Source organism: Streptomyces sp. A18, assembly GCF_059026065.1.
The window spans coordinates 192,037-216,819 of the sequence record NZ_JBWLKL010000012.1; the positions used below are offsets into that span (position 1 = coordinate 192,037).

The following is a 24,783-nucleotide window of genomic DNA, read 5'->3' on the forward strand; positions in this document are numbered from 1 at the left end:
AATGAAAAAGGGGGCGGAATCAGGCCGCGTTCGCGTAGACATCGAAGCCCACGACAGATACAGCATCATGTGGCTCGCCGGCATACGCGAACTCGACCTGACCCAGCACTGCCTGAAGACGTTCGCCGACTGTGACCGTCCTCGCATCAGCACCAAACTGCGATACCAGACGCTGCACCTTCCGCACGAGAACCCACCCGCTGCCTGGTACTTGTGCGCACTGCCGATCCCCTGGAACTGGTCCCGCAACTCACATCTGGCCTTCGAGTACGCGCCCGGAAGAACCTGGGAAGGCGACGCGCTCGTCGACGGACTCGGCGTCAGGCTCACCAACGCCATCCCGATCACCGGGTGGGGGGAGCACTCCGTCCCACCCGATACGTCCAAGAGAAGTTCGCGACTGTATCGAACCTGCCGCAACTGGCAGTTCGCATGGTGGCTACGTCAGAACCGTGACACTCCGCAGGTGCCGCCACCTACCAAAGAATACCCCGGAGGAGCGGAGCAACTGACCCTGCACTGAGCCCTACACCAACGTTCCACCCAGCCGCAACAACCTCAGTGAGATCGCCACTCAGAGTTTAGATACTCGGATATCGCCGAGATGAAGTCTTCCCTGACCGTCTCGAAATGGGCCTCTGCCTCATCGACGCGTGTGTCGAAGGCATCCCTACGCGAGTTTGCCGCCCACCGAAGGAGCGCACAGCGATCAACGTCGGAGAGGAATGCGCAGCGCGCGAGTGCTGCCGTCGCGGTGCGCTCCAACGGCAACATGGCGCGCCGGTACGCCACCGCCGGGCTCTTCAGCTGACCCAGATGCCGTCGGGTGAGAGTCGGAGAGCGAGCCGCCGGCCCGCATCACTTACTGGGGTCGACCAGGACACATCGGCAACCTTGCACCCGAAGTCGGTAGCGAGTGCCTGCACGAGCTTGGCACCTATGCCGCGGTGCCGGTAGGCGTCTGCTACCCAAATCAGAATGATTCGGGGACGCAGGGTGGCATCCCCCTCATCGTACTGTGATCCGTCGAGCAGATCCCAACGGCGGTGCTCGTTTGTGTCGTGCGCAGCCACGTAGCCTATGACGCGCTCGTCCACTTGCAACAAATACGCGCGATAATTGTCCGCAGTCGCCTCAGGCTCACCCACGTGGGACCACGACGGGAAGTCGTAGTTGTCCTCCCTCTGCGGCATACGGGCCACCCGGTAGGCCAACTTTCGCCATGAAATGGGTGACTGCGTCGTGACAACTGCCAGATCACCCCACCAGTCAAGGCTCTTCGGAACACAAATGCCTAGCGCCCAAGAGGCATGATGTGCGCGATGGACGTTGTCGTCGTCGCCCGCATCCCGAAGACGCATTCCGCAGGGGCACCCATGGCTACTCTCTGTTTCCAACTGCTGGAATTGGACTGGTATCGCGCCGCGGCTAAGGTCCTCGTTGCTGCCTCCCACCCAAGGCCGGAAGGATGCATCCTCCGACTCAACGTATCCAGTCCAGCGGTCTACCCACCCCGGATACCGCTCGGGGAGCATCTCTCGAATCTGCTTCTGAACCGCGGGCAGTGTGGGGCGAACCCACACGCTGCCAGCTGTTGCCCGTCCGTTGAGGCGCAAACCGCGCCTCGTTGCTTTGGCACGCAGGAACTTCAGGAACACCCCAGGGGGTGAATCGAAGTCCACTCCGCGGATCAGCTCTCGCTCACCGGGAGCGAGCCACTCATCAACGGGTAAAGCAAGCCGATCGGCGAGTGCGTGCAGTCCGCTGTAGTCGTGTTCGAGCTCAGCTGCCCTCAACGCTTCGACCGTAGCCTCAACATCTCGAAACCGGGCGCACAAATCGATCCAGCGAGGGCCGTCCCCGAAGTAAAAGGCGCCCCGATAGCCGTCGTACCGCACGCGGTCCATTGCCGCATCGCGTGCCCTGCCGACTGCCTCTGCGTAGTCCGCGGGTAGGTCTGGTTCGTGACCCCGCGTAGATTGGGCATCGACGTAGCTATCGCGGTCGAGCTGGACAGTGGCGAACCAGCGAGAAGCCCGGACGCGAACCTTCCGGGTGTCCCGGCTGCTCGGATCAGGGACAAGGTGAACAGTCCGCTCGGTCATGCACTCTGCTCCATAACTCTAGCCAGATCAGTCAGGCCGATCATTCTCCTTGCGGCAAGCCTCGGGAAGAGCGCGATCGAGGAGGTCCCCTCTCTCGGCTCCGCTCGCGCGTTCCTGCAGCCCAGGGGCTGCGCTCACGGCCGTACGGACAGACAAGGCCCCCGGAAAAATTGCCCGGCCCGTGGTGACGGGGCTCCGAAGTGCCCGTCCGACTGTCCGGTTAAAGAGCCCTCCACTGGATGAACCGGCCGCGCCTCCTTCACTAAGGGATCATGGAGAGTGGGTGCGGGTCCAGGGAGTTGTGTCATGGGCCGCCCCAACCGGGCCACCCGGGCTGCCATCACCCAGCGCCGCGCCGACGCGATCGACCTCAAACTCGCCGGAGTCGACTGGCTGACCATCGGCCGCAAGCTCGCCGCCGACCCTGCCATCAACTCGGACGGTGTCGCCTACCCGCAGGGGTACGGCATCGACAAGTACAAACGACAGCAGGACCCGCCCACCGGCAAACGGCTCATCGAACTCGCCTGCAAGGACGTCTCCAAGGCCCTCGCCGAGCGCACCACTGCTCTCGACGACCGCACCGACGAGCTGCGGCAGCTCATGGTGGAGCGCCTGGAACGACTGTTCTTCGGCGTATATCGGGCCGCGATCCGCAACGGCGACTACCAGGCCGTCGACCGCGCGGTACGCATCATCGAGCGCAGCAGCCGCCTCCTCGGCCTGGACCGGCCTGTGCGCACGGAGCTGTCCGGCCCGGACGGGGGCGCTGTCCAGGTCGAGACCGCAGGCATAGAGGAGCTGGAGCGCCTGATCCACCTGGCCGGCGGCGAGGGTGGGAAGGGCTGACGAGGCGGCGGTCCTCGACCTCTACCGGACGCTTCCCGCCCAGCGCCGCCGTGAGATAGCCGCTGCCTCCAGCCCTGAACTCCGCGCCCGGCTCGTGCGTATCGAGCGGGAGTTGGCGATGGACCGCTCGCCGGGCGCGATGGCCTCCGTACTCACCGACGGGCGGGAGATGCAGGCCCCGCACCTGGGGCTGATCGACGCCGCCTTCGAGCAGGTCGCCGCGGGCAAGCCGACACGACTGCTGCTGACGATGCCACCGCGACATGGTAAGAGCCGCCGCGCCGCCCGCTGGGCACCTCTCTGGTACCTCCGGCGCCGCCCCGAGCACCGGGTGATGATCGCCAGCTACTCGTCCGATCTCGCCGACGATCACGGCCGCTGGATCCGCGACGCGATCCTCAACCACCACCAGCAGCTCGGCATCAGCCTGCGGCCCGGGTCATCCGCCGCCAACCGCTTCGACCTCACCGGCACCGAGGGCGGCGCGGTCATGGCTGGTGTCGGAGGCGGCCTCACCGGCAAGGGCGCGCACCTGGCGGTGGTCGATGACCCAATCAAGGACGCGGCCGAAGCCTCCTCCCCCACGATGCGGAAACGGCTGTGGGAGTGGTGGCAGGCCGTCCTGCTGACCCGCATTGAGCCCGGCGGCTCGGTCATCCTGATCCAGACCCGCTGGGACGAAGACGACCTCGCCGGCCGAGTCCTGGCCGATGAGGGCGACCGGTGGACCGTGATCGACCTGCCTGCCCTCGCCTTGTCGGACGACGACGCCCTCGGCCGTTCCGTCGGCGCGCCGCTGTGGCCCGAGCGGTACGACAGCAACGCGCTCGCTGAGATCCGCCGCTCGGTGGGCGAAAGGGTGTGGTGGTCGCTGTACATGCAGCAGCCGCGCCCGCAGGACGGCGGCGTGTGGCAATGGTCGTGGATCACCAACAACCGTGTCAGCGCGGCCCAGTTCCGCGGCATCGACCTGACCCGCATCGTTGTCGCCGTCGACCCTGCGGGCGGCGAGTCCGCCGTGGGCGACGAGACCGGCATCGTGGCTGCCGCACGCGACCGCGACGGTCACCTCTACGTCCTGGACGACCGCTCCGGGAACCGGGGCGCCGACGCCTGGGGCCGCGAAGCGTGCCTGCTTGCCATCGAACTTCGCGCCGACGCCATCGTCGTTGAGTCGAACTTCGGCGGCGACATGAGCAGCCAGATCCTCCACCAGGCATGGCAGGAACTCGCACGCGAGCAGCGCACCGAGAACATGCTCATGCCTGCTGTCCTCCCCGTGACCGCCAAGAGCGGCAAAAGGCTGCGGGCCGAGCCGATCGCCCAGCTCTACGAGCAGGGGCGCGTGCACCACGTCGGCGAGTGGCCCACCCTCGAACAGCAAATGGTGACCTGGGTCGCCGGGATGGACAGCCCGGACCGGATGGATGCTGCCGTGCATGGGCTTACGCAGCTGGCGGACCAACAACAGGTCGTTGCCACGCCCTCGTCGTACCGGGACGACCGACTGGTACGGCGCCGTTGACCGTGGCCAATCGATGCCGCATAGGTTCCGGCTCAGGAAACCGGGATTTCCGGACGCCGTGATCCATGAACGCGACAATGGCAACACAGGCCATCGTCGCCATGGTTGCTGCCCCGCCCACGACATCTCTGGGTGAGCGAGGAAAGGGGAAGTCGTGGATGAGAGTCAGCACCCGTCAGATGTGTCGGGCAGGCTCAACACCAGGGTCGCCCACAACGCACGGGTGTGGAACTACTGGATCGGCGGGAAGGACAACTACCAGGTCGACCAGCAGGTCGGTGACCAAGTCGCCACAATGTTCCCAGTGATCAGAGACGTGGCCCGCGCGGACCGCGCCTTTCTTGGCCGCGCGGTCCAGGTCCTGACTGCCGAACGCGCAGTACGCCAGTTCCTCGACATAGGCACCGGATTGCCGACCCTGGACAACACCCACGAGATCGCCCAACGGATCGCGCCCGAGTCCCGGATTGTCTATGTCGACAACGATCCCATCGTGCTTGTCCACGCCCGCAGCCTGCTGGTCGGCACCCCCCAGGGAGCCACCGATTACATTGATGCCGACGTCCACCGCCCGGACGACGTCATCGAGGGTGCCTCAGCAACTCTCGACCTCAACCGGCCCGTCGCGGTCATGATGCTGGGCATCCTCAATTTCGTCCTCGACACGGGCGAGGCACTGGACATCGTGCGCCGGATCATGGACTCGGTCCCTTCCGGCAGCTATCTCGCCTTGACTCACCCGACTACCGACGCCGATCTCGGTGGCGAGGGCAACGTCGAAGCCATGAGGTTCTGGAACGAGAACGCCACCCCGCCGATCACCGCCCGCAGCCGTGCAGAGATCGGCGCCTTCTTCGAAGGTCTGGATCTTCTCACTCCGGCCTTGTGTCGTGCTCGCGATGGCGTGCTGAGTCCGGCTCTGCAACCGCACTCCCACAGTTCGGCGCAGTCGCCGTGAAACCCTGACCGGACGTTGGCTCGCCTACGCTAAAAGGTGGCGCGGGGCCGACGTTACGGACCTGTCCCCGTGGGCCTGCGCACCTTCCTCACCGACGCTTGGTCGTGGCTGAATTACAAACCCGTCATGGCCAGCACGCACGACGGGCGCCCCCATCCTTCTCTCGCCCCCGAGCTCAAGGCCAGTTGGCTTCCTGATGATGCGGTACGCCGCCTGGCGGCGTACAAGCTCCTCGCCGCCTACGACAACAACCAGGCAGGTGAACTCGCCAGCCTCGCCGGCAACGACGCGGCGGGCGAGCGGCGGGAGTTCGGGGACGCGTCCGCGTTCGTGGACACGACGCTCGCCCACCTGCTGGGGAGGTCGCAGCAGATCATCGTGCCTGGCGCCGAGCACGCCGCGGATGACGATGCTAGCCCGGAGGCGACTACCGCTGCTGTCATCCAACAACGTCTCCGGGACTGGGCGGAGGCCGAGCTGCTGCCCCTGCGCGTGCAGGCCGCAGAACGCAATGCCGTATTGCTCGGCGACGGTCTGTACCTCCTGGCCTGGGACCCGGACAAGCAGCGGGTGACGCTGCGGACCCTGGATCCCGGCTTCTACTTCCCCATCCTCGAGGACGATGCCGACCCCGGGGACTACCCGCGGCGCGTGCATCTGGCATGGGAGATCCCGGAGGACCCCAAGCGCGGGCAGAAGGCCCGACTGCGGCGTATCACCTACGAGCTTGGCCCGATCCAGCCGTTGAACCCTGCACCGCACGACGGAATTTCACCGGTAGAGCAGAGTGAACCCATTCCGCAGATGGGAGACGGGTACAACAAGGCCCTCGACCGCTTCGAGCGCACCTACCCATGGGCCCCCGACCAGCCGTCCGCTGCCACCTGCTACTTGAGCGACGCGGAGTGGGAGATTGCTGATCTCCGCCACGGTCAGCAGCTCGATGACCTGCCGCTGGACAAGGCCCGGTTCCGCACCCGCGCGGACGGCACGATACTGGATCGGCTCGATCTACGGCTGGACTTCCTCCCGCTCGTCCATGTCAGCAACACCATCGCGGACGGCGAGCACTTCGGCCAGTCGACCCTGGCCAAGGTGATGCAGGCCCTCGATGAACTGGCCGAGACAGACACCGACTCCGCCCGCGCATCAGCGACCACCGGTGCACCAATCATCGGCCTCGCGGGCGCCCGCCCTGAGATCGACCGGGTGTCCGGCAGGCCCAAGCCGCTCGCGATCGAGCCAGGCACCGTCTTCACGCTCGGCGACGGCGGCCGCATGGACGTCCTGGACACCTCTCACCAGCTTGCCGAACTCCGCGCCCGAGCCGAGGAGATGCGCGACCGCGCGGCGGTCAACGCCCGCCTACCTGCCGTCAGTTTGGGCACCGTCGACCCTTCCGACGTGCCCAGCGGGTATGCGCTCCAGCTGTCCTTGGGCCCGCTGGACTCACTCGTCGATGCCATGCGCCTGGCCCGCGCGCACAAGTACGCGCTGCTGCTGAAGATGGTGCAGCGCATCCACCAAGCGGGCCATGCCGACGGATGGACCCATGGAACGCCGCTTCCGGCGCGGATCGCGTTCGGCCCGCATACTCCGACTGATCGCACGGCGATCCTGGACGAGGTGATCCGGGGAGTCACTGCAGGCGTCCTCTCTCTGGAGACGGGTATCCGCATGCTGCAGGACGCTGGCTACCCCATCGGAGACGCCCGTGAAGAGGTCAGCCGGATCACCTCGAGGCCGGGCGCTCAAGTTGGTGATAACGCCCGCCAGTCTGCGACGATCCGACTATCCGGCAGGTGAGCGTCGGTCGAAGGCCCCCTCGCACCCGGGCGGAACGACGGACTGCGCAGCATCCCACTGTGCCCCATGAGGAAACGCTAGCCAATCTTGGCAAAATGAGCACACCAGCATCCCCGACTGCATATTCTATTAGCTGGCCAGGCACCCCAAAACACACAATAAGAGGAATCCGGCAATGGAAACCTCAAGGGGAATCCATAATCCCGGCGAAAGGAGGGGGCGCCGGGAAAGTGGAATTTTTCCAGGCGGATGGGATACACTCTTACTCGATTCACTTACTTGCAAAGCTGCCGGGGTTGAAATGACAGAAATTGACGGAATCACTCCTCCCGCACAAGAGAGGACGGCCGAAGTTCATGAGGGAGATGCCTATGACCTCATGGACAAGGTTCCGGCAGAATCTGTCGACCTAATCATCACATCACCCCCGTACTGGGGCCTGCGCACCTACGGCCTTGACCATAACGAGGACATCCTCAAGGAATGGGAGGCAGAGGGCGGCAGCAAGGAGCAGGCACCGTCGTATGACTGGTACCGGCTGCACGGTGGATGCCTCGGATTGGAACCTCTGCCCGAGTGGTACGTGAGCAACCTCGTCGAGATTTTCCAGCGAGGCGCAAAGGCACTCAAGCCGGGCGGTAGCATCTGGATCAACATTGGCGACACCTACTTTGCTCGCTGGTCAAGCATCCGTATGGATGGCCGCCAAGGGCTCGGCGATAATCCGCGGATGCGCCGGAAGACCCCAATGGGCGGGTTTCGCCAGGAGAAGCAGATGCTGCTGATTCCTGCTCGTTTCGCGATCGCCATGCAAGACAAGCGATGGATTCTTCGCAATGATGTCATCTGGGAGAAGCGCAATGTCCCGCCGCGCCCGGAGAAGGATAGACTACGGCTCGCTCACGAGCACTTCTTCCACTTCGTGAAGCGCCCAAAGGAAGGGCGCGCGAAGTACTACTACGACATGTCTGCCGTGGAAGACGGCGCACGTGACGTCGTTCGGGTTAACGCAGCACCAGGGTCAGACGGTCACTCGGCGACCTTCCCCACGAACCTGATTGAGCCGCGAATCCTCAGTTCGTGCCCACCGAACGGCCTTGTGCTGGATCCATTCTGCGGGACCGGCAGGTCGCTGGCAGTAGCAGTCAAGAACGGGCGCCGCGCGCTGGGCTTCGAAATCACCTCACAGTTCTCGAAATCTGCCCGCTCTAACGCTACGGATTTGACGTTCGCCTCTGACGTGGAAGACGAAGCAGACCTGCCGGAACAGAAGGCAGACGAGCCGCAATCTCAATTGTTCTAAGGCTAGAAAAGACCGTTCTGACTGGGCGCCGTCTTAGCCTTCTTCCGTGCTTTCTCTACAAAGTCGGAGCGGCTGGCGGTGCCCTCAGTACTTGAGGTCATGGCCTGCAGATAGTGGGCCAGCGTGGTGCGTGCAACCTCTACCAGTTCGAGCGGGAACATTCCCTCGGAATCGGGCTGCCCACCGTAGTCAAACCCGGCGAAGGTTATATCCCACGGCTCTCCATCCCCAATTAGAGCGAAATCAATCCGGGCTCGAAGTTGCTTCAATACACTCTGCTGCATGATGACATAGAGGGGAACATCTATGTTCTTTAGATACTCCCCTTTCGTGGCTACCTGCGTCCCTAGACGCTTACTGACGTTACTCGTATTCACGCCATAATCCACGGTATCGCGACGACCCTTAAGGTTTGCCTCCTCCGTGAAATATTGCCGCCAGTTAGCCACGTCCCCTTCCTCCCATGCCTTCCAGGCGGGCCCTACTCCGCCACCTCGAAGGTCAATCGCCTGAGTTTCGATCGCGATGATTCGCGTGCCGTCTGTGTAGGCAGAGTCGTCACAGAATGCGACATAATCGAGGTTGAGCTTCGCTGGCTTGCTCGTGGCTTGAACCTCGGGGACCAGAGTTGCCTGCTGGTCCGGAAAGTAATCTCCCACTGCCCATTCGACGGGAGAGCCATCAAGCCGGTGATCGCAGACCGCGTAAGTGGCTTGTTTACCGTTATTCCAGTCCGCAGAATAGGTCACCGAGCAGTACCCGTACCCGTACTGCCGATGCTTTTCGCACAAGCCGCCAGCAAAGGGGCAAGCCTTCTCATTCCGGGCCTTCGCTGCACTTGGGGAGTCACTGTCGTAGGCGTGCCCAAATGCCTCAACGATCGGGAAAACAGTCCCGCGTCCGTTTCTGCTGCTACCCTGCGCCATCTGGGCATGATAGCCGCCGTGGGCTGCTACACCACCTGAGTTGATCTAGAAAATCCAGCAGTCTGCTCCGCCGCCGAAGGCTGGGGGGGCGCCCATGTCGACGCGGATCGTGTTCGCGCCTCACACCCCGCCCGAGCGCACCTCGATCCTGCACGAGGTGATCCGCTGTGTCAGTACCGGAGTGCTGTCTCCGGAGACCGGCATCCGCATGCTGCAAGACTCCGGATGCCCCTTCGAATACGCACGCGAAGAAGTCACCCGGATCAACGACCGACGACACATCCACGAGGCCAAGCCCGGCACAGATCCCGTCCGTCTTCTTCATCGGCTTGAACCGCTGCCGCTGCTCCTCAACCGACATACGCAGCTCGTCCTCGCCCAGCTCGGTCTTGGTCCCACCGCCCCACTGTCTGACGTAGGTGCCTTCGCCGCCCGGAACGCCATCGATATGCGTGATGAACATGCAGTCGCCGGCGAAGTCACGGTCAGCGTCAGCCAGAAGCAGCTGAACACGATGATGGCCCGAGAGAAGGACCAAGGCGGCCGTGCAGCGGTCCGCTCCCTGGTCGAGAAGCTCGGCTTCGCCAGCGCGGCCGCCCTTGAAGAGCACCTCACGGGCGTGCGGCAGGCTGAGCAGGATCAGCTGACCGAGGCCGAACGCCGTGAACAAGTCGTCACCGAGCCGGAGAAGGCAGCGATCGCCCGGGAGCCGTCCGCGCTCGCCAGAGAGCGAGACGCACTCCACCGTTCCGTGCTGGTCACGGCAGGGGTGACCAACCGCGACCTCGACGACGCCGTTGCGCTGCTCCGTGTCCCCGACGACGCCGACGCCACCCTCCTGGAGGAGGCGGTGCAGGAGCTGAGCGGGCGCCGCCCCGAACTGTTCAACACCTCTGCCCAGCAGGTTCCGCCCGCTCCCGGTGGAGCCCCCGCATCGGTGCCCCCGCCGCGGCCCGGCAGCGCAGAACGGCAGTCCGGCGCCGCCGGACTGGAGATGGCCCGCCGCCGCGGCCTCCTGCCCGAACCCAACTAGACCGCGGCAGCCACCCCCTGCGGGCGGCTGCCCGCCTGGGGACCACGCCCCTTCTCCCCCGTGGACCGCTCCACCGCCCCGGTGAGTGCGCGACCGCGCCCGCACCACCAGGAGAAAGCGGCTTGAGTATCCAGCCGTACACCACCACCGTGACGGTCACCGCCGACCGGGACTGGCTCGCCTCCCGCCACGGCACCGACTCCACCGAGACCATCACCCTCGACCTGACCACGCTCACCAAGAACGTCCACTACGTCGAGCCGACCGCAGCGCAGCCCCACGGTTTCGTCCGCTCCGGAGTCCCTGTCGGCCGCATGACCGCCTCCGGCCTGTACGGCGCCTACGACCCTGCTGCCGAGGACGGCCGCGAGATCCTGCCGGCCTCGTCTATGCCGAGGCGTCGTTCACCCCCGGTGCCACGAAGGTGCCCGCCGCGCTGTTCTGGCACGGCACCGTGACCACGGCGAAGATCCCCGGAGGCATCGAGCCAACCAAGATCACCCATAGCCCGGCCGGGGCGCAGATCCGCTTCCTCGGGGCGTGCGGAGGTACTCCTACGGGATGCCCGTCCGATTGACGTAGAGGATGGCGTTCACGATCTCCCGCAGGTCGTGTACTCGTGCCGCGGTTCCTGGGTCGGCCCGCCGGGCCGTGAACACAGGCTCGACTAACGCCCAGCGGGCATCACAGACATCACTGCGGTAAGGGCTTCGACACTCACGAGACACGCACGACCATCGTCGCTCGGTTACAGCGAACTACTCAAACCAATTGAAACCGATATTGGTTGCTTTCAAGCGCCACCATTGTTCATGCCGGGCCGGAGGGGGCAGGTCTACGGGCGTGGGATGAAGGTCACACGGATCTCGCGATGCCCCGTGCGTATGCGCAGACCGTTCACCAGGGTGTCGCTGCTCCTGCCGCTCGTGAGCCAGAGGTTGGCGGCGCTACCGAGCAGGACGGGGTCCAGAGATGGCTGCGGTGAGCCCCATGGGCGTTCCGCGTGGGCCTCCAGGAGCAGACCGCCGGCCCCCAGACGGATGAGACAGCTCGCGTCGTCGAGCCGGGCCACAAGGACGTTCACACCGAGCAAATCCCGGGCCTTACGGTGACACCAATCGACCGCGGGCACCTCGGCATGAGCGACTGTACGCGCAAACACCTCCGCTGCCTGCGCCCACAGGACGTGGCGCTCCTTGTCCGTGACGGCGTAAAAGCCTCTTGCTTCCTCGGGTAGTGAAGAGACGACCGGCCAGCGGCGTAGCGAGACAGAGCCATCCGCCTGGACAGCTCCCGTGACGTCGTAGGTCGACGGGCGTGACATGCGGACCGGCGCGGGTACGGGAACAGGATCCGGCCCCGGCGGGGCATCGGGCGGGCGGACACCGTGCTTGGCGAGGAAGCTGTACATGCGGGTCTGGGTCAGCTCGCCGGACTTGCCGATCTCTGCGAGCTGCCCGTCGAGGATCGGTCTCAACAGGCCTGGGTCGTGCACGAGTTCTGCGTTGAGTAGCTGCTCGTGAAGATCACTGTCAGGGTCGATGCGGGGTGCCGTGCGGGCGAAGGCGGCGGTAGGTGAGGCCGGGTCGAGTTCAGCGAGGCCGGTGGCGGCGAGAAGGACGAGGCGGTCGGCGGCCGCCGAATAGAACGACGTGCTTCCATGGTCGCCGATGACCCAGTCGCTGGCCACGATTGCGGCTCGCCACCCTTCCTCCGGCGGTATCACCATCAAACCGGCGTCCATTGCTGTGGCGAGCCGCTCGGAAACCGGGTGCCGTGCCCACACATTGGGGTGTAGGACCGCGGCGACAGCGAACTCGTCGACGGGCAGGGCCGTGACGAGATCGAGGGGAAGGTCGGGGTGGCGGCCGAGGAGCGAGTGCTCGCTCCAGGTGGAGTGAATGACGACCAGTCGCCGGCCGTCGGTGGCGCCGAGGCGAGCCCGGTAGTGGTCACGCTGATCCATGCTTTCCAACGTTCGCTGAAAGCACCAGTCGCCGACGACGTGGGCGCGGGGGACAGCTTCGGGGCAGGTCTGTGCCAACCGGGTGAGCTGCTCGATGTGGGACAGGCCGATGACGGCCGGAAGCACCTTGCCTCGATGGACGAGCTCCCTGCGGGAGAGCCCGGTGGGTGACGTCCGGTCGCCGGTGGACTCGGTGACCAGCCGGTTGTAGCCCGCGCCGTGGGGCAGCACCATCAGCGGGGCGTCGATCTGCCGCATCGTCGGGTGGACCGAGCAGGTCACCACGAGTTGAAAGGAGAGGCGCTTGGCCTCCTTCCAACTGATCAACTCGACCTCGGACTCGTCGAGATAGTCGGCGAGTCCGTCACTGAACGCCGAACCGGGGCAAACGGCACAGAATTTGGCGATGCCGTCCTCACTGCGGAGCAGGCGCATGATGTCGAGCACCCTGGTGGCGGAGGTGAGAGTGCGCGCCACCCCCAGGACTTTCGCCTTCTCAGGGGCGTAGGTGTCCCAACGGGGCAGGCCGCGCGAGGTGCGGCGGTTGCGCAGGATCGGCAAAGGTCTCTCCGAGTGGGCAGCCGACGGGCTGGTTGGTACTGGACAGGGCTGAACTAGCACATTTGGCGCCATCGCCGATGTGAGTCCGGCGAGCGGAGCGGCACCGTCACGTGCTTCGAGGCAGCACGCCCGTGGTCGTCGTGTGCAGCTCACGAAGACGGCGTCGACAAGCAGCACGCAACCCCGGGTCGTCCGCTTGCTCGCTGAGGTCGGCCAACAGGGCCAGCGCCTGGTCGAGTTTGACGTACAGCTTGAGCGCCGACGCACGTTCGGCTGCGACGGCTGCGGTATCGAGGGCTTCCTCCAGCCTGCCGAGGCCTTGCAGCGCGCGGGCTTGAACGATGCCGATACGTGGGCACATGGCGTCGTCGTGTGTCGCCTGGGCTGCAGCTAAGGCTTCTGTGAGTGTGTCGAGGGCTCGTTCCCAGTGGCCGAGAGCCGTGAGGGCCTGCCCGATGTTGTAGCCCTGCACGACGGCGCCGTGCTGATCCCCTACCTGGGCGTTGGCGTCGTATGCCTGAGAGAACAGGCCCAGAGCCTTGTCATGGTGGCCAGTGGCCAGCGCGATGAGTCCCTGCGACTCCCGAACAACACCGCTTAGGCGCGGGTCGTCGACCAGGCCGAACAGCGCCTCAGCCGCTGCGAGTTCCTGTTCTGCCTGGTCATGGTCGCCCAATGCGTAGTGTGTTCGGGCCAGTTGGTTGCGCATGCGCAGCTCTGCATCTCTGCGCCCCTCCCACTGGGCGGCTTCGATCCCCAGGCGATGTGCTTCGATGGAGTCGGCGTGGAGCGTGCGGCTGTGGTAGAGAGCCCACAAGGACTCGCACAGTCGCCACACCGTGCCGTACCACTGATGCTCTGCCGCCAGCCGCAGCACGGACAGCAGATTGGCTTGCTCGGCATCCAGCCACTCCAGTGCTTCGGGGCCGTCGGTGAAGGGCACCTCTGGGGGCGAGAGCTCCTCGATCGAGCCACCGGGAGGCCCCTGCAGCCGCATGCGTGAGGCTCCGAGCACCAGCACATCCGCGTGCGCCGCGGCGGCTACGTAGTAGTCGACCACTGCCCGTCGGTAGCGGACGCGGACGTCTTCCGGCAGTGCTTGGGCGACCCCGCGGGCATGTCCTCGTACGGCGTCGTGCAGGCGGAAACGACGCGTCCGGTCCGGCGACTGGACCGGGACCGTGAGATAAGCCGTGAACAGGTCACCCAGAGCGTCGTCGAACCGGACAACACCCGCTGCTGCCGCGACGCCCTGGGTGGCGGAGGCTCCGGGCAGGCAGCCGAGCAGGGAGTACAACTCCTTGGTGTGAGCGGGGAAGTTCTCGTACGCGGTGTCGAGGATGGTGTTCACGGAGGGAGAACCTTCCGCTGGGTGCAGTGGTTCGTTGGCGGCGAGTATGCGTACGACCTGATCCAGGCCGAGGTGCGGTCGGCTTGCCAGCCATTCGCCCGCTGTGCGCAGCGCGAGCGGAAGACCGCCGCATAGCCTGACTAGCTCGGCTGCAGTGTCCTTGCCCGCAGCAGGTTCCCAGCTACATACCAACTGGACGCCGGTGCGTTGGTCGAGAGGGTCGACCTTGATCCGCACGGCGCCGTCGATAGTCAGCGATGGCAGGTCGGTGCGGCTGGTGGCTACCAGCAGGCCTTGGGCCGGCAGCAGGCAACGTGCTTCCGGGGCTTGACGAACGCTGTCCGCGACCACGACGACCTTCCGCACGGCAGTGATGCTGCGGAACAGAGCAGAACGCTGCTGCAGACCCGCCGGGATGAAGTCCTTGTGGACACCGAGGGACCGCAAGAAGGCGTCCAGGACCGCAGCCATGTCGACTGCTCCGTCCCGGCGGAGTGCTTCCAGGTCTACGTAGAGCTGGCCGCCGGGGTACAGACGGTCAACAGCGTCATCGACCCACTGCGAGACCAGCTGCGTCTTGCCGACACCGCCGAGTCCGGTGATGAGTACCAGGCCGGGAGAGCGTTCCGCACCGTGCGTCGTCGCCAGCGACCTTAGACGTGCCAGTTCGTCGGTTCGGTTGACGAAGAGGCGCTGTGGCGAAGGGATTTGGTGAGGGACCATGGTGGGTCCTGAGGGCGGCAGCACAAGAGACTCGACGCGGCCTGCCATGACCAGTGGACCGGCAATCACGGCGTTGCCCGACACGGAATTGTGCGTTGCCGCGTCCGTGCCGACGGTGCGCTCACTCACCTGGACCCTCCGATCGCCACCACTCGATAGCTCAGAGTAATACGTGGGGCGTCGACCGCGGTTGCTATCTCAAACCAGGGCTGGATCGGTGGAGATCGCGCCGAGGCAGCCGAAGCCGGTTCGACGTGCCCAGTACGTGTGCGGTTTTGGCGGAGTCACGCTCTGCGCTCGGTGTCCCTGGCGAACAACCAGGCACAGGCCAAGAGCGGCAAGTAGAGCGCGGCAAGCGCGATACCGACCAGGGCAATGCCTGCACGTTGGCTTCTGCTCTCGGGCCTTGGGCCGCGGCCAACCGTCCATAGCCCGAAGGCTAGGAATATTCCGGCAGCGATCAGATCCTTCAGTGATGCTCCGCACTGCAGGGCCAACGTGAGGCCGAGGACCGTAGTGAAGGGGCCACGCCACTTCACGATGTTTCCGAGTTCTCCGCCGAGGTTCCGAGGGTGGGGCATGGCCAGGATTCCGAGCGTAGTAAGCGTGACCCCCAGCATGCTCAGTGCTTCGGCGCGGTCGGCAAACCAGTGAGCGGTGACGGTAGTCCAGCCCGTGGGCAGGGCGAGGAAGTCGCCGAGGGAAGCTGCTGCGGTGAGCGGACGCATGTGCTCCGCCGCGCCGTACACGGCGGTGCAGCCCAGGAGAGAAACCGAGAACCGGAACAGGTTCGTTGCGATGGCCAGGGAACGACCTTGGTGAATCACCTGCTTCGCAGAGTGGAGGGATACGGCCCCGGTGACCGTTCCGGCTTGAAGCACAGGTCCTTCAGCCGCGCTGTCACTCAACCCATTGCTGATGTAGGTCTGTTCATCCATATCGCTGAAGTATGTTGGACCCCGCAGTTTTTTGCTGGTTGGCTTGCCAGTGCTCTTGCGCGGGAGTCTCCCGGCGCGCGGAGTCCGTCGGGGCGCCGAGTAGACTCACTGGCGTACTTGCGATCCGCTCCCTACGGTTACGTTCGTGCTCTGCCTGGATTCGCCGGGTGGTGGAGGAACAAGGGGGATCGATGGAACCTGAGTTGGCGGCTTTGGCAGCCTCGGGCGCCACAACGATGGTGACGCTCATGGTCTCGGATGTCTGGTCACAGGCGCGAGGCCGGCTCTCCCGGTTCTTCTCCCGCGGTGCCGAGGCGCAGGAGATGGAGGCACAACTTGATCGCTCCCGAGCCGAGTTGATCGCCGCCCACGATGGAGCCGACGAGGGCGCCACCGCGGACGTTGAAGAACACTGGCGCGAGCGATTGCGCACACTGCTGTATAACGATCCCGGTGCCGCGCTGGAGCTACGCCGGATCCTCGACGAACACGCGCCTCGCACCACCCCGACCGTCAAAGTGCACAACTCCATTAGTGGCGGCATACAGAACGGACCGGTTGTCCAAGGCGGGAGCTTCTCCGGGCTGACCTTCGGCAGTACGCCGAACGTGAATCCGGGACAAGGCGAAGACCGGTGATGAGGCATGGTGACGTCGGGAGATCCATGATCCGCGTGTGGTCGACAACGTGCTCTCTGGCATGGTCAACGGGCCAAGCATCCAGGCGGCCAGATCGATGGCGGGGTCTTCTTCATTGTCCACATGCCCGTGCCGAGGGGCTAGGAGATCCGGCCCGATTGGGATTGTAGGGGAGGTGACGTCGCGGACGCGGCCCGTAGGTGCCTGCGGGCCATCGGCGTCGCGGAGTAGGTCATTCCTGCTGAGAGGAGGAGCGGGTCTCGCTGTTCTGCAGTCCCTCGGCGCGGCGTCGGATGCTGATGGTCTTCGAGAGTGCAGAAATTCCCAAGATGCACGGGATTTCTTGTCTGAAGCCCTCCGGGTTACCCGCGCCATCGTGAATGCTGAGAGGCGCCCCGATGAAGCTGTCGTCGTATTGGACGACGACCCGTGTGGGGGCCTTGCCGCGGACCATCCGCGACCACCAGGCATCCGGCCTTGCCGTCACAGAGCGGGACCTGGCAGAGGAGATCGACCAGGTCGTCACCCGCTCCTCGGCCGGCCGTGGGACAACGCCGATGCTCGCAACCGAGCGCCCGCTGTGCCACCGCTGTGGTCTTGCTCAGAGCGCAGCCTACCTGCAGGTTCATGCATGGCTGATGGACGCACCGTGGCTCACGTGAGGATCGGAGCTGGCAAAGGACGACCTGAAGTACCCCCCTGCCAGAGACGAGACGGCGCGCACCAGCCGGTGCCCCACCGGCAGGGCCTAGGACGTCCATAGGCACAGCCCGTCTGCACGGCAGGTGTCCGGTCCGGCTGGTCTGATCTTGGCTTCCGTAGACTCGGCTGTGGCGCGGGGCCGTCGTGGGAGTAGCACCACTTGATGACCCGCAGTCTGCCCACCCCGCGTACCCTGCTCGGCCACCGCCGTGATGGCCGTCCGATCTACCCTGTGCTCGGGGCCTCTCCGGATGATCCGTCGAACGACGAAGTCATGGTCAGCATTAGCCAGAAGCAGCTGAACACGCTGATGGCCCGGGAGAAGGACCAGGGCGGCCGGGCCGCGCTCCGTTCCCTCGTTGAGAAGCTCGGCTTCGCGAATGCCGGGGCGTTGGAGGAGCACATCGCCGGGGTACGACAGGCTGAGCAGGAACAGCTGTCCCAGGCAGAGCGCCGTGAGCAGGCTCTCGCCGAGCGCGAGAAGGCAGCGGCAGCTCGTGAGGCTTCGGCCCTCGCCCGCGAGCGTGATGCTGCCCGGCGGGCCGTGCTTTCCGGTGTGGGAGCGACGGGTCATGACTTGGACGATGCTGCGGCCCTCCTGCGCGTCCCAGACGACGCCGACGGCGAGGCGCTGGCCAACGCCGTTCTGGAGCTGAAGGCACGTCGTCCCGAGCTGTTCGCCACCGTCCGCGCAGCGTCCCAGCAGTTCCCTGCCGCACCTGGCGGCGCCCCGGCCTCCGTTCCCCCGTCGAGGCCGGGAGGCGTGGACAACAAGCCCGGTTCGGCTGGGCTGGAGATGGCCCGCCGACGAGGCATCCTTCCCACCCCCGAGTAGGCACTGACTGCCCACAGCCTGGGCCGCATTGGGGACCACGCCCCGCTTTCTTGTCTGCGTGGACCGTGCCACCACCGGGTGAGTGCGTGACCGTACCCAGCATCCCCAGGAGAAGCGGCGTTGATCCAGCCGTACACCACCTCCGTGACGATGACCCGTGACCGGGACTGGCTCGCCTCCCGGCACGGCACTGATTCCACGGAGACCATCACCCTCGACCTGACCAAGCTCACCAAGAACGTTCACTACGTCGAGCCGACCGCTGCCCAGCCGCACGGCTACGTGCGCTCCGGTGTTCCAGTCGGCCGCCTCAGCGCCTCGGACCTGTACGGCCCGTACGACCCGGCAGCTAAGGACGGCCGCGAGACGCTGGCCGGCCTGGTGTACGCCGAGGCCCCGTTCACGCCTGGCACGACCAAGGTCCCCGCGGCGCTGTTCTGGCACGGCACGGTGAAGCCCGCGAAGATCCCCGGCGGCATCGATACCACGAAGATCGCCTATAGCCCGGCGGCCGCACAGATCCGCTTCATCGGGGCGGTGAGCGCATGAGCGTCGCAGACCTCCTCAAAGGCGTCTCGGTCGCGGACCTGACGGTCTACGCCCGGTCCATCCCCAACCCGTCCGACTTCTTCCTCACCCGGAATGTCTTCGCCGAGACTCAGGTGAAGGATGTGAAGTGGCGTGTCCGGCAGTCCAAGCGGCGCGTCAACACCGCCTCCTACCGTGCCTACGACGCATCGGTGCCGTTCGCGAAGCGGCAGGCCGAGTCCACCCAGACCGAGGGCACTCTGCCGGCGCTGGGCCAGAAGCTCCTGGTCGGAGAGATGGAGCAGCTACTTCTCGACGCTTCCCGCGGCGCGGACGAGGACCACCTGGTGGAGCTGCTATACGACGACGTGGAACGCCACGTCGAAGCCATCCGCTCCCGTCTCGAACTCGCCGCTGGTGATGTGCTGCTGGACGGCAAGTTCAGCCTGGCCGGCGAGAACGGCCTGACCGTCGAGGTCGACTACGGCGTGCCGCAGGCCAACATGCCGATCGCGGCGAAGCCGTGGTCCGCGCCGGATGCCGATCCGATCGCAGACGAGCTGCGGTGGATCGACTATCTCGACTCCATCGGCGCCCCAGCACCGGAGATGGTCGTCACTTCCCGCAAGGCATGGTCGCATCTGGCCAGCAATCAGTCCTACCGGGCGGCGTACTACGGCACTCCGGCCGGTGGTCAAACTCCGACCGCGACACTGAACCCGCAGCAGATCAACTCGGTGCGGGGCACGTACGCTCTGCCGCCTGTCACGTTCTACAAGGCGCAGGTGTGGCAGGACGACGTGTCGAAGCGGGTACTCCCGGATGACCGATGGATCATGCTGCCGCCGGATCGAGCCAAGTGGGGCCAGACCCAGTACGGCACCACCACCGAGTCCCTCGCTCTGTCCCGCGGCACGAACCCGCAGATCGAGCGCGAAGACGCCCCGGGCATCGTCATCACCCGTGACGTCCAGGACGACCCGGTTCAGATCTGGACCAAGGGAGCCGCGGCCGCGATGCCTGTCCTGTACTCGCCGGATTGCCACATCACTGCGACCGTCCTGTGAGCTCCACGGTGAAGTCGCTCGGCGTCCTCGCAGCTGCCGTCCATGTTCTCCACCCGACAGAGCGCACGCCCATGGTGCTCTTCGCCGGTGAGGAGGTCACCGATCCGGCGGTCGCCGAGCAGATCACGAATTCGCGTTGCTGGAAGGGCGGTCAGCCGCCTGCGCAAGGAACGGCCAGTGTGTACGCCCGGAGGGCGAAGCCCGCCTAGGGCCGACCCGCGCGGCGGGGAGCAGTCGAAACCTCGCCTCCCCGCCGCCCCATTCGAGGACTTGCGTGAACAGCAATCTACTGCGCTGGCTCCAAGCTCAGCTCGGCCCCGATACCGACCCCAGCGACCTAGCCGCCCGCTACGAGCGCCTACGATCCGCCAAGGCCGTCGCACTCGAAGTACTCCACGAACGGCACGCCGCACTCCTCGGCGAACCGCTGAAGGTCACCATCAACGGTGTCGCCACCATCGACAACTCGGCCAACGTCACTGCGCTCGAACGTCGTGCAGCGCAGATGATCGATGAAACCGCCCCCGATGAACCGCCTGCCACACGCCACGACCGTCTAATCACTGTGCACCTTTTTGCGCGGCCCAGGCGATGACGGCTTCTCCATCCCCGTGTGCGCTCGGGTTCATCCCTGTGGATGCAGGGAGCAGTTGAGTGCCTCGTCCAGAGACTTGCGGATCGAGGGGCCATCCCCGCAGGTACGGGGAGCAGGCGGGGACGGGGACGATGGACAGCGCCGCGAGGGGGCCATCCTCGCGGGTGCGGGGAGCAGATGGCCCGTGACTCGCGCATCATGCCGCCGTCGGGAACATCCCCGTGGCGTGGCGCGGGGAGCAGGCCCCGGTCATGTCGGCGACGTGGTACGTGATGGGAACATCCCCGCAGGTGCGGAGGAACAGGCCATGCCCGAACGTCTGCTCTCCTGTGCCACGGGAACATCCCCGCGGGTGCGGAGAGCAGTCAGCGTCCGCGAGCTCCTGACGGCGGCGCACGGGAACATCCTCGCGTGCGCGGGGAGCAGTACTCGATCTCGGAACGGTTTGCCGGTGTCGGGTCCATCCCCGCGTACGCGGGAGCAACCACTCGTGGAGCCGCTTCGCCCCGAGTCCGGCGGGAACATTCCCGCGGGTGCGGGGAGCAGCCCGGCATCCTCTTCAACCTCGACGGGACCGTGGGAACGTCCCCGCGAGCGCAGCGAGCAGACAGCCCCAGCCGGGACCACGGACTGAATGGTGGACTCATCCCCGTGTGCACGGGGAACAGACCAAGGAGCGGATTGACGAAGCACTGAAGAGGGGTCCATCCCCGCATGAATGGGGAGCAGTACGGCTTCCAGCTGACAGCCTTCGACCCGTGAGGTCCATCCCCATGCGCGCGGGGAGCAGTTGGCGGTGCCGGTCACGTCGAAATTTGACTTGGGCCCATCCCCGCGGGCGCGGGGAGAAGCAGCTCCTGGTGTCCGTCCAGGCCGCTTCGAACGAGTATCCTTCAGCGGGTCGGTAGCCAACTGCCCAACGAGCTCACCGCCACGGCCACAACCACTGCGAATACCATGCCGCCGATCAGGGCACGGCGCCCTCTGCGCGGTAAGTGCTGGATCGTCAGATGCAGGCCACGGATACGCAGAACGAGGTCTGGTTGATCCGTCTGGCGACGTTTGCGTCCCACCTAGTGCTCCTCGGCATAGCCTCGCGCTTACTAAGCAGATTAGTGAACGTTATATCTGTAGGGGACCGAAAACTAGAACTGGCCTGAAAAGAGCTGTTGGGCCGGTCACGGACCGGCCCAACAAGCAAGCCCCGCGTACGCGAGGAGCAGTTACTCCCGACAGAAATGACGGGATCATCCCTGCACACGCAGGGAACAGTGCTCCGAACATTGTGAACGTTGAGGACGTTACAGACCACCTCCTGCGGGCGCGGGGAGCGAGTGACGAGAATCGGCATGTTCATGCCGAACGTGGCCCCATCCCCGTATGCGCGGGGAGCAGTTCTGGAATCCTCGTCGTCCATGTCCTCCTGGGGTTCATCCTCGCGGGTGCGGGGAGCAAGGCGATGCTCGCCGGAATGCGGCAGCCGAGTTGGGTCCACCCCCGCGGGCGCGGGGAGCAGAGCGGCCAGATACTTCCGTCCAGCTCTTTCGCGGGTCCATCCCCGCGGGCGCAGGGAGCAGTGGCCCACGCGCAGCGTCTCGTTCATCGCCTCGGGTCCATCCGGGTGCGGGGAGCAGACCATCCGGGGCGCGGTGGCGCAGACCATGACGGGTCCATCCCCGCGGCTGCGGGGAGCAGGGTGTACCTGCGCAAGTACGCTCTCGCGACGAGGGTCCATCCCCGCATGGGCAGGGAGCAAAGCACGCCGAGGATCTTGGGGCGGATGTCGCCAGGTCCATCCCCTCGTGCGCGGGGAGCAGGTCGGGCCGACCACGCTGGACAGGGGGCCGGGGGCCTGTCCACGGACGGGCCGTCCGAGTGAGCGGTCAGTTGATCTCCTTGTCCGGTATGACTTTTCATCCTTCGGGTGGGGGTGCGTGTTGAGTTGACGCCGTTACCGATGGCCGTTGTAGGCCGTTGAGTTGGCGTGGATAACCTTCCTGACGAGCACGGCCTGCTCCCTGTCCCGACCGCCGCTTTGGTGGGCGCGTACTGGCTGGACACACCCGTTCACGACTCGGACGACTGCATGTGGTGCGTCCAGATGCGGGCATCCGATGCCCGGCGACGTGACGCCAGAGGAATCGTTCCTCCGCGTGGGCGGATGGCCGGTGGTCTGTGGCCGGGATTAGCCGGGGTTCAGCGGGACGACCCCTTCGCCGCTGGTGGCCTGGGTCAGGCGCAGTGAGGACCCTTCGGTCAGGACGATGTGCGCGTGGTGCAGGAGCCGGTCGACGGCGGCGGTGGCCAAGGTCTTGGGCATGATCGAATCGAAGCCTGATGGATGAAGGTTGCTGGTCACGATCATGGACCGGCGTTCATAGGCGGCGTCGATCACGCGGTAGAAGGCTTCGGCGGCGGCCTGTCCGGAGGGCAGCCGATGTCGTCGACGACGATGAGGTCGGAGCGGGTGATCTTCGCGACGGCCTTGGAGACGGTGTTGTCGACGGTCGCCCGCCCGAGGTGGGCGGTGAGCGATTCCAGGGTGAACCAGGAGACCTTCATTCCCTCGTCGATCGCCTTGTTCGCGAGGGCTTCCGCTAGGTGGCTTTTCCCGGTACCGCTGGGGCCGGCGACCGCAAGATTCTCCGCGCGGGAGATCCATTCCAGCGTCATCAGGGCCTGCTGGGTCGGTGCGGGGATCGAGGAGTCCCCCTCCCTCCAGGACTCGAAGGTTTTCCCGGAGGGGAGTTGGGCCTGCTTGCGGTGGTTGCGGCGGGTCGCGTCGTCGCGGCCCTTGATCTCTACTTCCAGCAGGATCCGTACGACTTCCGCGGGGTCCCATCGCTGGGAGCGTGCGGTGGCGAGGACGTCGGGGGCGGCCTTGCGCAAGTACGGGAACCGCATCCGCTTGAGCACGGCCTCCAGCTCAGGCGGGATCGGCGGGGCCGCAGGCGGCGGGGGAACCGGGGTCGCCGCGGGGGCGGGAACGACTTCGGCGGGGTCGATCACGGGTGCGGTCATCATCAACTTCCTTTCCGGTTGCGGTTCAGAGAGTCCGGTCCCGGGCCGCTTCGCGGCCCGGGACCGGGAGATCAGGTGGCCTTGCGGCCGAAGTCGGCCCAGGCCGAGGTGCCTGGCTTGACGGAGTGGGCCTCGTCGGCGACGACCAGGTCGGCGGGACGGGCGCCATGGCGGCGGTGCTGGACGATCGACATCAGGTCGTCCTCGGCGAACCGGCCCGCGGTCGCCGCGAGGCCGAGCGCGATGTCGACCTCGCCAGCCCCGACCAGGGCGGCGAGTTCGACGGCGGCGGCCATCTTCACCCGCATTCTGGTGGTGCCGGCCGCGGCGGCCTCGATCAGCCAGGACTTCGCGCCGGGACCGAGATCGAGGAAAGCTTTCTCCGCGTCGTTGGCCGGCTTCGGCCTGGGCTGGCGGGGGCCGCCGTCCATGTCCTGCGGGTGGTCGGGATAGTGGGCCAGATCGATGACCGGCCGTCCGGGCAGGGACAGTTGATGGCGGGCGACCTCGGTCAGGCCCGCCGGGCCCTGCATCCACTCGGGCCGGGTGACCAGGTGGGAGAGGTCGACGACGATGACGAGCTCGTCGCCGTCCACGCGGACCCAGGCTTCCTGGCCGACCAGGCCGGGTGGGGTCGAGTAGCGCACGGAGCCGAAACGGACCGTCTGGTCGCGCAGGACCTGCCTCGATTCGCCTAGCGCGAGGGTGTGGGGAGCCGTGGGCAGCGGATGCAGCCGCGCCCTTTCGATGTCGAGCATGGAGGAGGGGATCTTGCCCGTCTCGCGGTGGACCCGGTTGTTGACCTGCTGGCAGAAGACCGCGCAGGCGCCCCGGAGTTCGGCGAAACCGTCGTACGCACTGCGCAGGTTCGCATCCGTGGGCACCAGATCGGCCTTCGCCATGCGGACCGTCGCTTCAGACCCACCCTTCGACTCCGGGTCGAAAGGGACACACGTATGGACTTGCAGACCGTAATGCCTGCCCGCGGCGACGACTTGAGGGTGGCGGACCGCGACGCCCGCGACCCGGTCGATGGTCATGGTCTTCTCGTTGTCGGTCAGCACATAGGTCGGAACCCCGCCGATCGCCCGCAACGTGGAGTCCAGACAGGACACCACAGTCGGCAGGGTGCGGTCCCAGGTCGGGATCACCACCCGGAACCTCGACCACGCCAGCCACGCACAGAACAGCAGCGTCTCGCGGGGCTCACCACCGCCCGGACCAGGCACTTTCGGCCCCCAGCCCCCAGTCGAACTGCATCCATAGCGCCGGCTCAGGCGTGTTGACTGAACTACGGGAGGTCTCCTCGTTGTTCTGGAGACGGGGAGGTGGTGGGCTGTCTACCTTCACGTG

The 24,783-nt window shown here is 65.9% G+C and carries 20 protein-coding genes and 3 pseudogenes; 15 read left to right on the forward strand and 8 right to left on the reverse strand.

Going from position 1 to position 24,783, the window contains the following annotated elements:
- Window position 1: 1 nt before the first annotated feature.
- Complete coding sequence (locus AC5P1C_RS21290; RefSeq protein WP_493867462.1) at window positions 2-523, forward strand: hypothetical protein; 522 nt, start codon at window positions 2-4, stop codon at window positions 521-523.
- A gap of 280 nt (window positions 524-803) precedes the next feature.
- Here AC5P1C_RS21290 and AC5P1C_RS21295 read toward each other — a convergent pair whose 3' ends face one another.
- Window positions 804-2,105 carry a GNAT family N-acetyltransferase gene (locus tag AC5P1C_RS21295; protein ID WP_493867463.1) on the reverse strand — a complete coding sequence of 434 codons (1,302 nt, stop codon included), beginning with the start codon at window positions 2,103-2,105 and terminating at the stop codon, window positions 804-806.
- 306 nt (window positions 2,106-2,411) lie between these two features.
- Between AC5P1C_RS21295 and AC5P1C_RS21300 the strand changes: the two genes are divergently transcribed.
- From AC5P1C_RS21300 to AC5P1C_RS21320, 5 genes and pseudogenes are all read left to right on the forward strand, one after another.
- Window positions 2,412-2,954 carry a hypothetical protein gene (locus AC5P1C_RS21300; protein WP_493867464.1) on the forward strand — a complete coding sequence of 181 codons (543 nt, stop codon included), beginning with the start codon at window positions 2,412-2,414 and terminating at the stop codon, window positions 2,952-2,954.
- On the forward strand, window positions 2,941-4,479 hold the full coding sequence (locus AC5P1C_RS21305; protein ID WP_493867465.1) for a terminase large subunit domain-containing protein: 1,539 nt from the start codon (window positions 2,941-2,943) through the stop codon (window positions 4,477-4,479). The genes AC5P1C_RS21300 and AC5P1C_RS21305 overlap by 14 nt, the downstream gene beginning before the upstream one ends.
- Before the next feature lie 154 nt (window positions 4,480-4,633).
- Window positions 4,634-5,445 (forward strand): annotated as a pseudogene (locus tag AC5P1C_RS21310) (SAM-dependent methyltransferase).
- 61 nt (window positions 5,446-5,506) lie between these two features.
- Entirely contained in the window at window positions 5,507-7,243 is a 1,737-nt protein-coding gene (locus AC5P1C_RS21315) for a hypothetical protein (protein ID WP_493867466.1), read from the forward strand.
- 301 nt (window positions 7,244-7,544) lie between these two features.
- Window positions 7,545-8,546 carry a DNA methyltransferase gene (locus AC5P1C_RS21320; RefSeq protein WP_493867467.1) on the forward strand — a complete coding sequence of 334 codons (1,002 nt, stop codon included), beginning with the start codon at window positions 7,545-7,547 and terminating at the stop codon, window positions 8,544-8,546.
- A gap of 2 nt (window positions 8,547-8,548) precedes the next feature.
- Here AC5P1C_RS21320 and AC5P1C_RS21325 read toward each other — a convergent pair whose 3' ends face one another.
- Complete coding sequence (locus AC5P1C_RS21325) at window positions 8,549-9,472, reverse strand: hypothetical protein (protein WP_493867468.1); 924 nt, start codon at window positions 9,470-9,472, stop codon at window positions 8,549-8,551.
- A gap of 94 nt (window positions 9,473-9,566) precedes the next feature.
- Between AC5P1C_RS21325 and AC5P1C_RS21330 the strand changes: the two genes are divergently transcribed.
- Window positions 9,567-10,505 (forward strand): hypothetical protein, encoded by a 939-nt coding sequence (locus tag AC5P1C_RS21330; RefSeq protein WP_493867469.1) that lies wholly within the window; start codon window positions 9,567-9,569, stop codon window positions 10,503-10,505.
- Window positions 10,506-10,627: 122 nt separating this feature from the next.
- The gene (locus AC5P1C_RS21335) at window positions 10,628-10,963 is read left to right on the forward strand and encodes a head decoration protein (RefSeq protein WP_493867470.1); all 336 of its coding nucleotides are present in this window, start codon (window positions 10,628-10,630) and stop codon (window positions 10,961-10,963) included.
- 99 nt (window positions 10,964-11,062) lie between these two features.
- Here AC5P1C_RS21335 and AC5P1C_RS21340 read toward each other — a convergent pair.
- From AC5P1C_RS21340 to AC5P1C_RS21355, 4 genes and pseudogenes are all read right to left on the reverse strand, one after another.
- Window positions 11,063-11,233 (reverse strand): annotated as a pseudogene (locus tag AC5P1C_RS21340) (transposase); the annotation flags it as partial.
- Window positions 11,234-11,340: 107 nt separating this feature from the next.
- Window positions 11,341-13,104, reverse strand: a complete 1,764-nt coding sequence (locus tag AC5P1C_RS21345) for a hypothetical protein (protein WP_493867471.1) — start codon at window positions 13,102-13,104, stop codon at window positions 11,341-11,343.
- A 34-nt stretch (window positions 13,105-13,138) separates the two neighbouring features.
- A complete protein-coding gene (locus AC5P1C_RS21350) occupies window positions 13,139-15,235 on the reverse strand; it encodes a hypothetical protein (RefSeq protein ID WP_493867472.1) in 2,097 nt (698 codons plus the stop codon).
- 155 nt (window positions 15,236-15,390) lie between these two features.
- Window positions 15,391-16,044: a hypothetical protein gene (locus AC5P1C_RS21355; protein ID WP_493867473.1), complete on the reverse strand. Its 654-nt coding sequence runs from the start codon at window positions 16,042-16,044 to the stop codon at window positions 15,391-15,393.
- 191 nt (window positions 16,045-16,235) lie between these two features.
- Here AC5P1C_RS21355 and AC5P1C_RS21360 point away from each other — a divergent pair, with 191 nt between their 5' ends.
- From AC5P1C_RS21360 to AC5P1C_RS21390, 7 genes are all read left to right on the forward strand, one after another.
- Entirely contained in the window at window positions 16,236-16,682 is a 447-nt protein-coding gene (locus AC5P1C_RS21360; protein WP_493867474.1) for a hypothetical protein, read from the forward strand.
- Between the two features lie 398 nt (window positions 16,683-17,080).
- Window positions 17,081-17,344, forward strand: coding sequence for a hypothetical protein (locus tag AC5P1C_RS21365; protein WP_493867475.1), 264 nt, complete (start codon window positions 17,081-17,083; stop codon window positions 17,342-17,344).
- A 203-nt stretch (window positions 17,345-17,547) separates the two neighbouring features.
- Window positions 17,548-18,219 (forward strand): hypothetical protein, encoded by a 672-nt coding sequence (locus AC5P1C_RS21370; protein ID WP_493867476.1) that lies wholly within the window; start codon window positions 17,548-17,550, stop codon window positions 18,217-18,219.
- A gap of 120 nt (window positions 18,220-18,339) precedes the next feature.
- Window positions 18,340-18,768, forward strand: coding sequence for a head decoration protein (locus tag AC5P1C_RS21375; RefSeq protein ID WP_493867477.1), 429 nt, complete (start codon window positions 18,340-18,342; stop codon window positions 18,766-18,768).
- On the forward strand, window positions 18,765-19,814 hold the full coding sequence (locus tag AC5P1C_RS21380) for a major capsid protein (RefSeq protein ID WP_493867478.1): 1,050 nt from the start codon (window positions 18,765-18,767) through the stop codon (window positions 19,812-19,814). Before AC5P1C_RS21375 ends, AC5P1C_RS21380 begins: the two co-directional genes overlap by 4 nt.
- On the forward strand, window positions 19,811-20,023 hold the full coding sequence (locus tag AC5P1C_RS21385; RefSeq protein ID WP_493867479.1) for a hypothetical protein: 213 nt from the start codon (window positions 19,811-19,813) through the stop codon (window positions 20,021-20,023). The genes AC5P1C_RS21380 and AC5P1C_RS21385 overlap by 4 nt, the downstream gene beginning before the upstream one ends.
- A gap of 65 nt (window positions 20,024-20,088) precedes the next feature.
- Window positions 20,089-20,409 (forward strand): hypothetical protein, encoded by a 321-nt coding sequence (locus AC5P1C_RS21390; RefSeq protein WP_493867480.1) that lies wholly within the window; start codon window positions 20,089-20,091, stop codon window positions 20,407-20,409.
- Window positions 20,410-22,594: 2,185 nt separating this feature from the next.
- Here the strand turns inward: AC5P1C_RS21390 and istB are convergent.
- A pseudogene (gene istB, locus AC5P1C_RS21395) lies at window positions 22,595-23,433 on the reverse strand (IS21-like element helper ATPase IstB).
- Window positions 23,434-23,501: 68 nt separating this feature from the next.
- Complete coding sequence (locus AC5P1C_RS21400) at window positions 23,502-24,581, reverse strand: Mu transposase domain-containing protein (RefSeq protein ID WP_493867481.1); 1,080 nt, start codon at window positions 24,579-24,581, stop codon at window positions 23,502-23,504.
- Window positions 24,582-24,783 lie beyond the last annotated feature (202 nt).

Coding starts and splice junctions, on each gene's coding strand:
- AC5P1C_RS21365 (WP_493867475.1), top strand. CDS start 17,081: ATGAAGCTGTCGTCGTATTGGACGACGACCCGTGTGGGGGCCTTGCCG.
- AC5P1C_RS21330 (WP_493867469.1), top strand. CDS start 9,567: ATGTCGACGCGGATCGTGTTCGCGCCTCACACCCCGCCCGAGCGCACC.
- AC5P1C_RS21345 (WP_493867471.1), bottom strand. CDS start 13,104: ATGGCGCCAAATGTGCTAGTTCAGCCCTGTCCAGTACCAACCAGCCCG.
- AC5P1C_RS21370 (WP_493867476.1), top strand. CDS start 17,548: ATGACCCGCAGTCTGCCCACCCCGCGTACCCTGCTCGGCCACCGCCGT.
- AC5P1C_RS21325 (WP_493867468.1), bottom strand. CDS start 9,472: ATGGCGCAGGGTAGCAGCAGAAACGGACGCGGGACTGTTTTCCCGATC.
- AC5P1C_RS21380 (WP_493867478.1), top strand. CDS start 18,765: ATGAGCGTCGCAGACCTCCTCAAAGGCGTCTCGGTCGCGGACCTGACG.
- AC5P1C_RS21355 (WP_493867473.1), bottom strand. CDS start 16,044: ATGGATGAACAGACCTACATCAGCAATGGGTTGAGTGACAGCGCGGCT.
- AC5P1C_RS21290 (WP_493867462.1), top strand. CDS start 2: ATGAAAAAGGGGGCGGAATCAGGCCGCGTTCGCGTAGACATCGAAGCC.
- AC5P1C_RS21360 (WP_493867474.1), top strand. CDS start 16,236: ATGGAACCTGAGTTGGCGGCTTTGGCAGCCTCGGGCGCCACAACGATG.
- AC5P1C_RS21295 (WP_493867463.1), bottom strand. CDS start 2,105: ATGACCGAGCGGACTGTTCACCTTGTCCCTGATCCGAGCAGCCGGGAC.
- AC5P1C_RS21320 (WP_493867467.1), top strand. CDS start 7,545: ATGACAGAAATTGACGGAATCACTCCTCCCGCACAAGAGAGGACGGCC.
- AC5P1C_RS21300 (WP_493867464.1), top strand. CDS start 2,412: ATGGGCCGCCCCAACCGGGCCACCCGGGCTGCCATCACCCAGCGCCGC.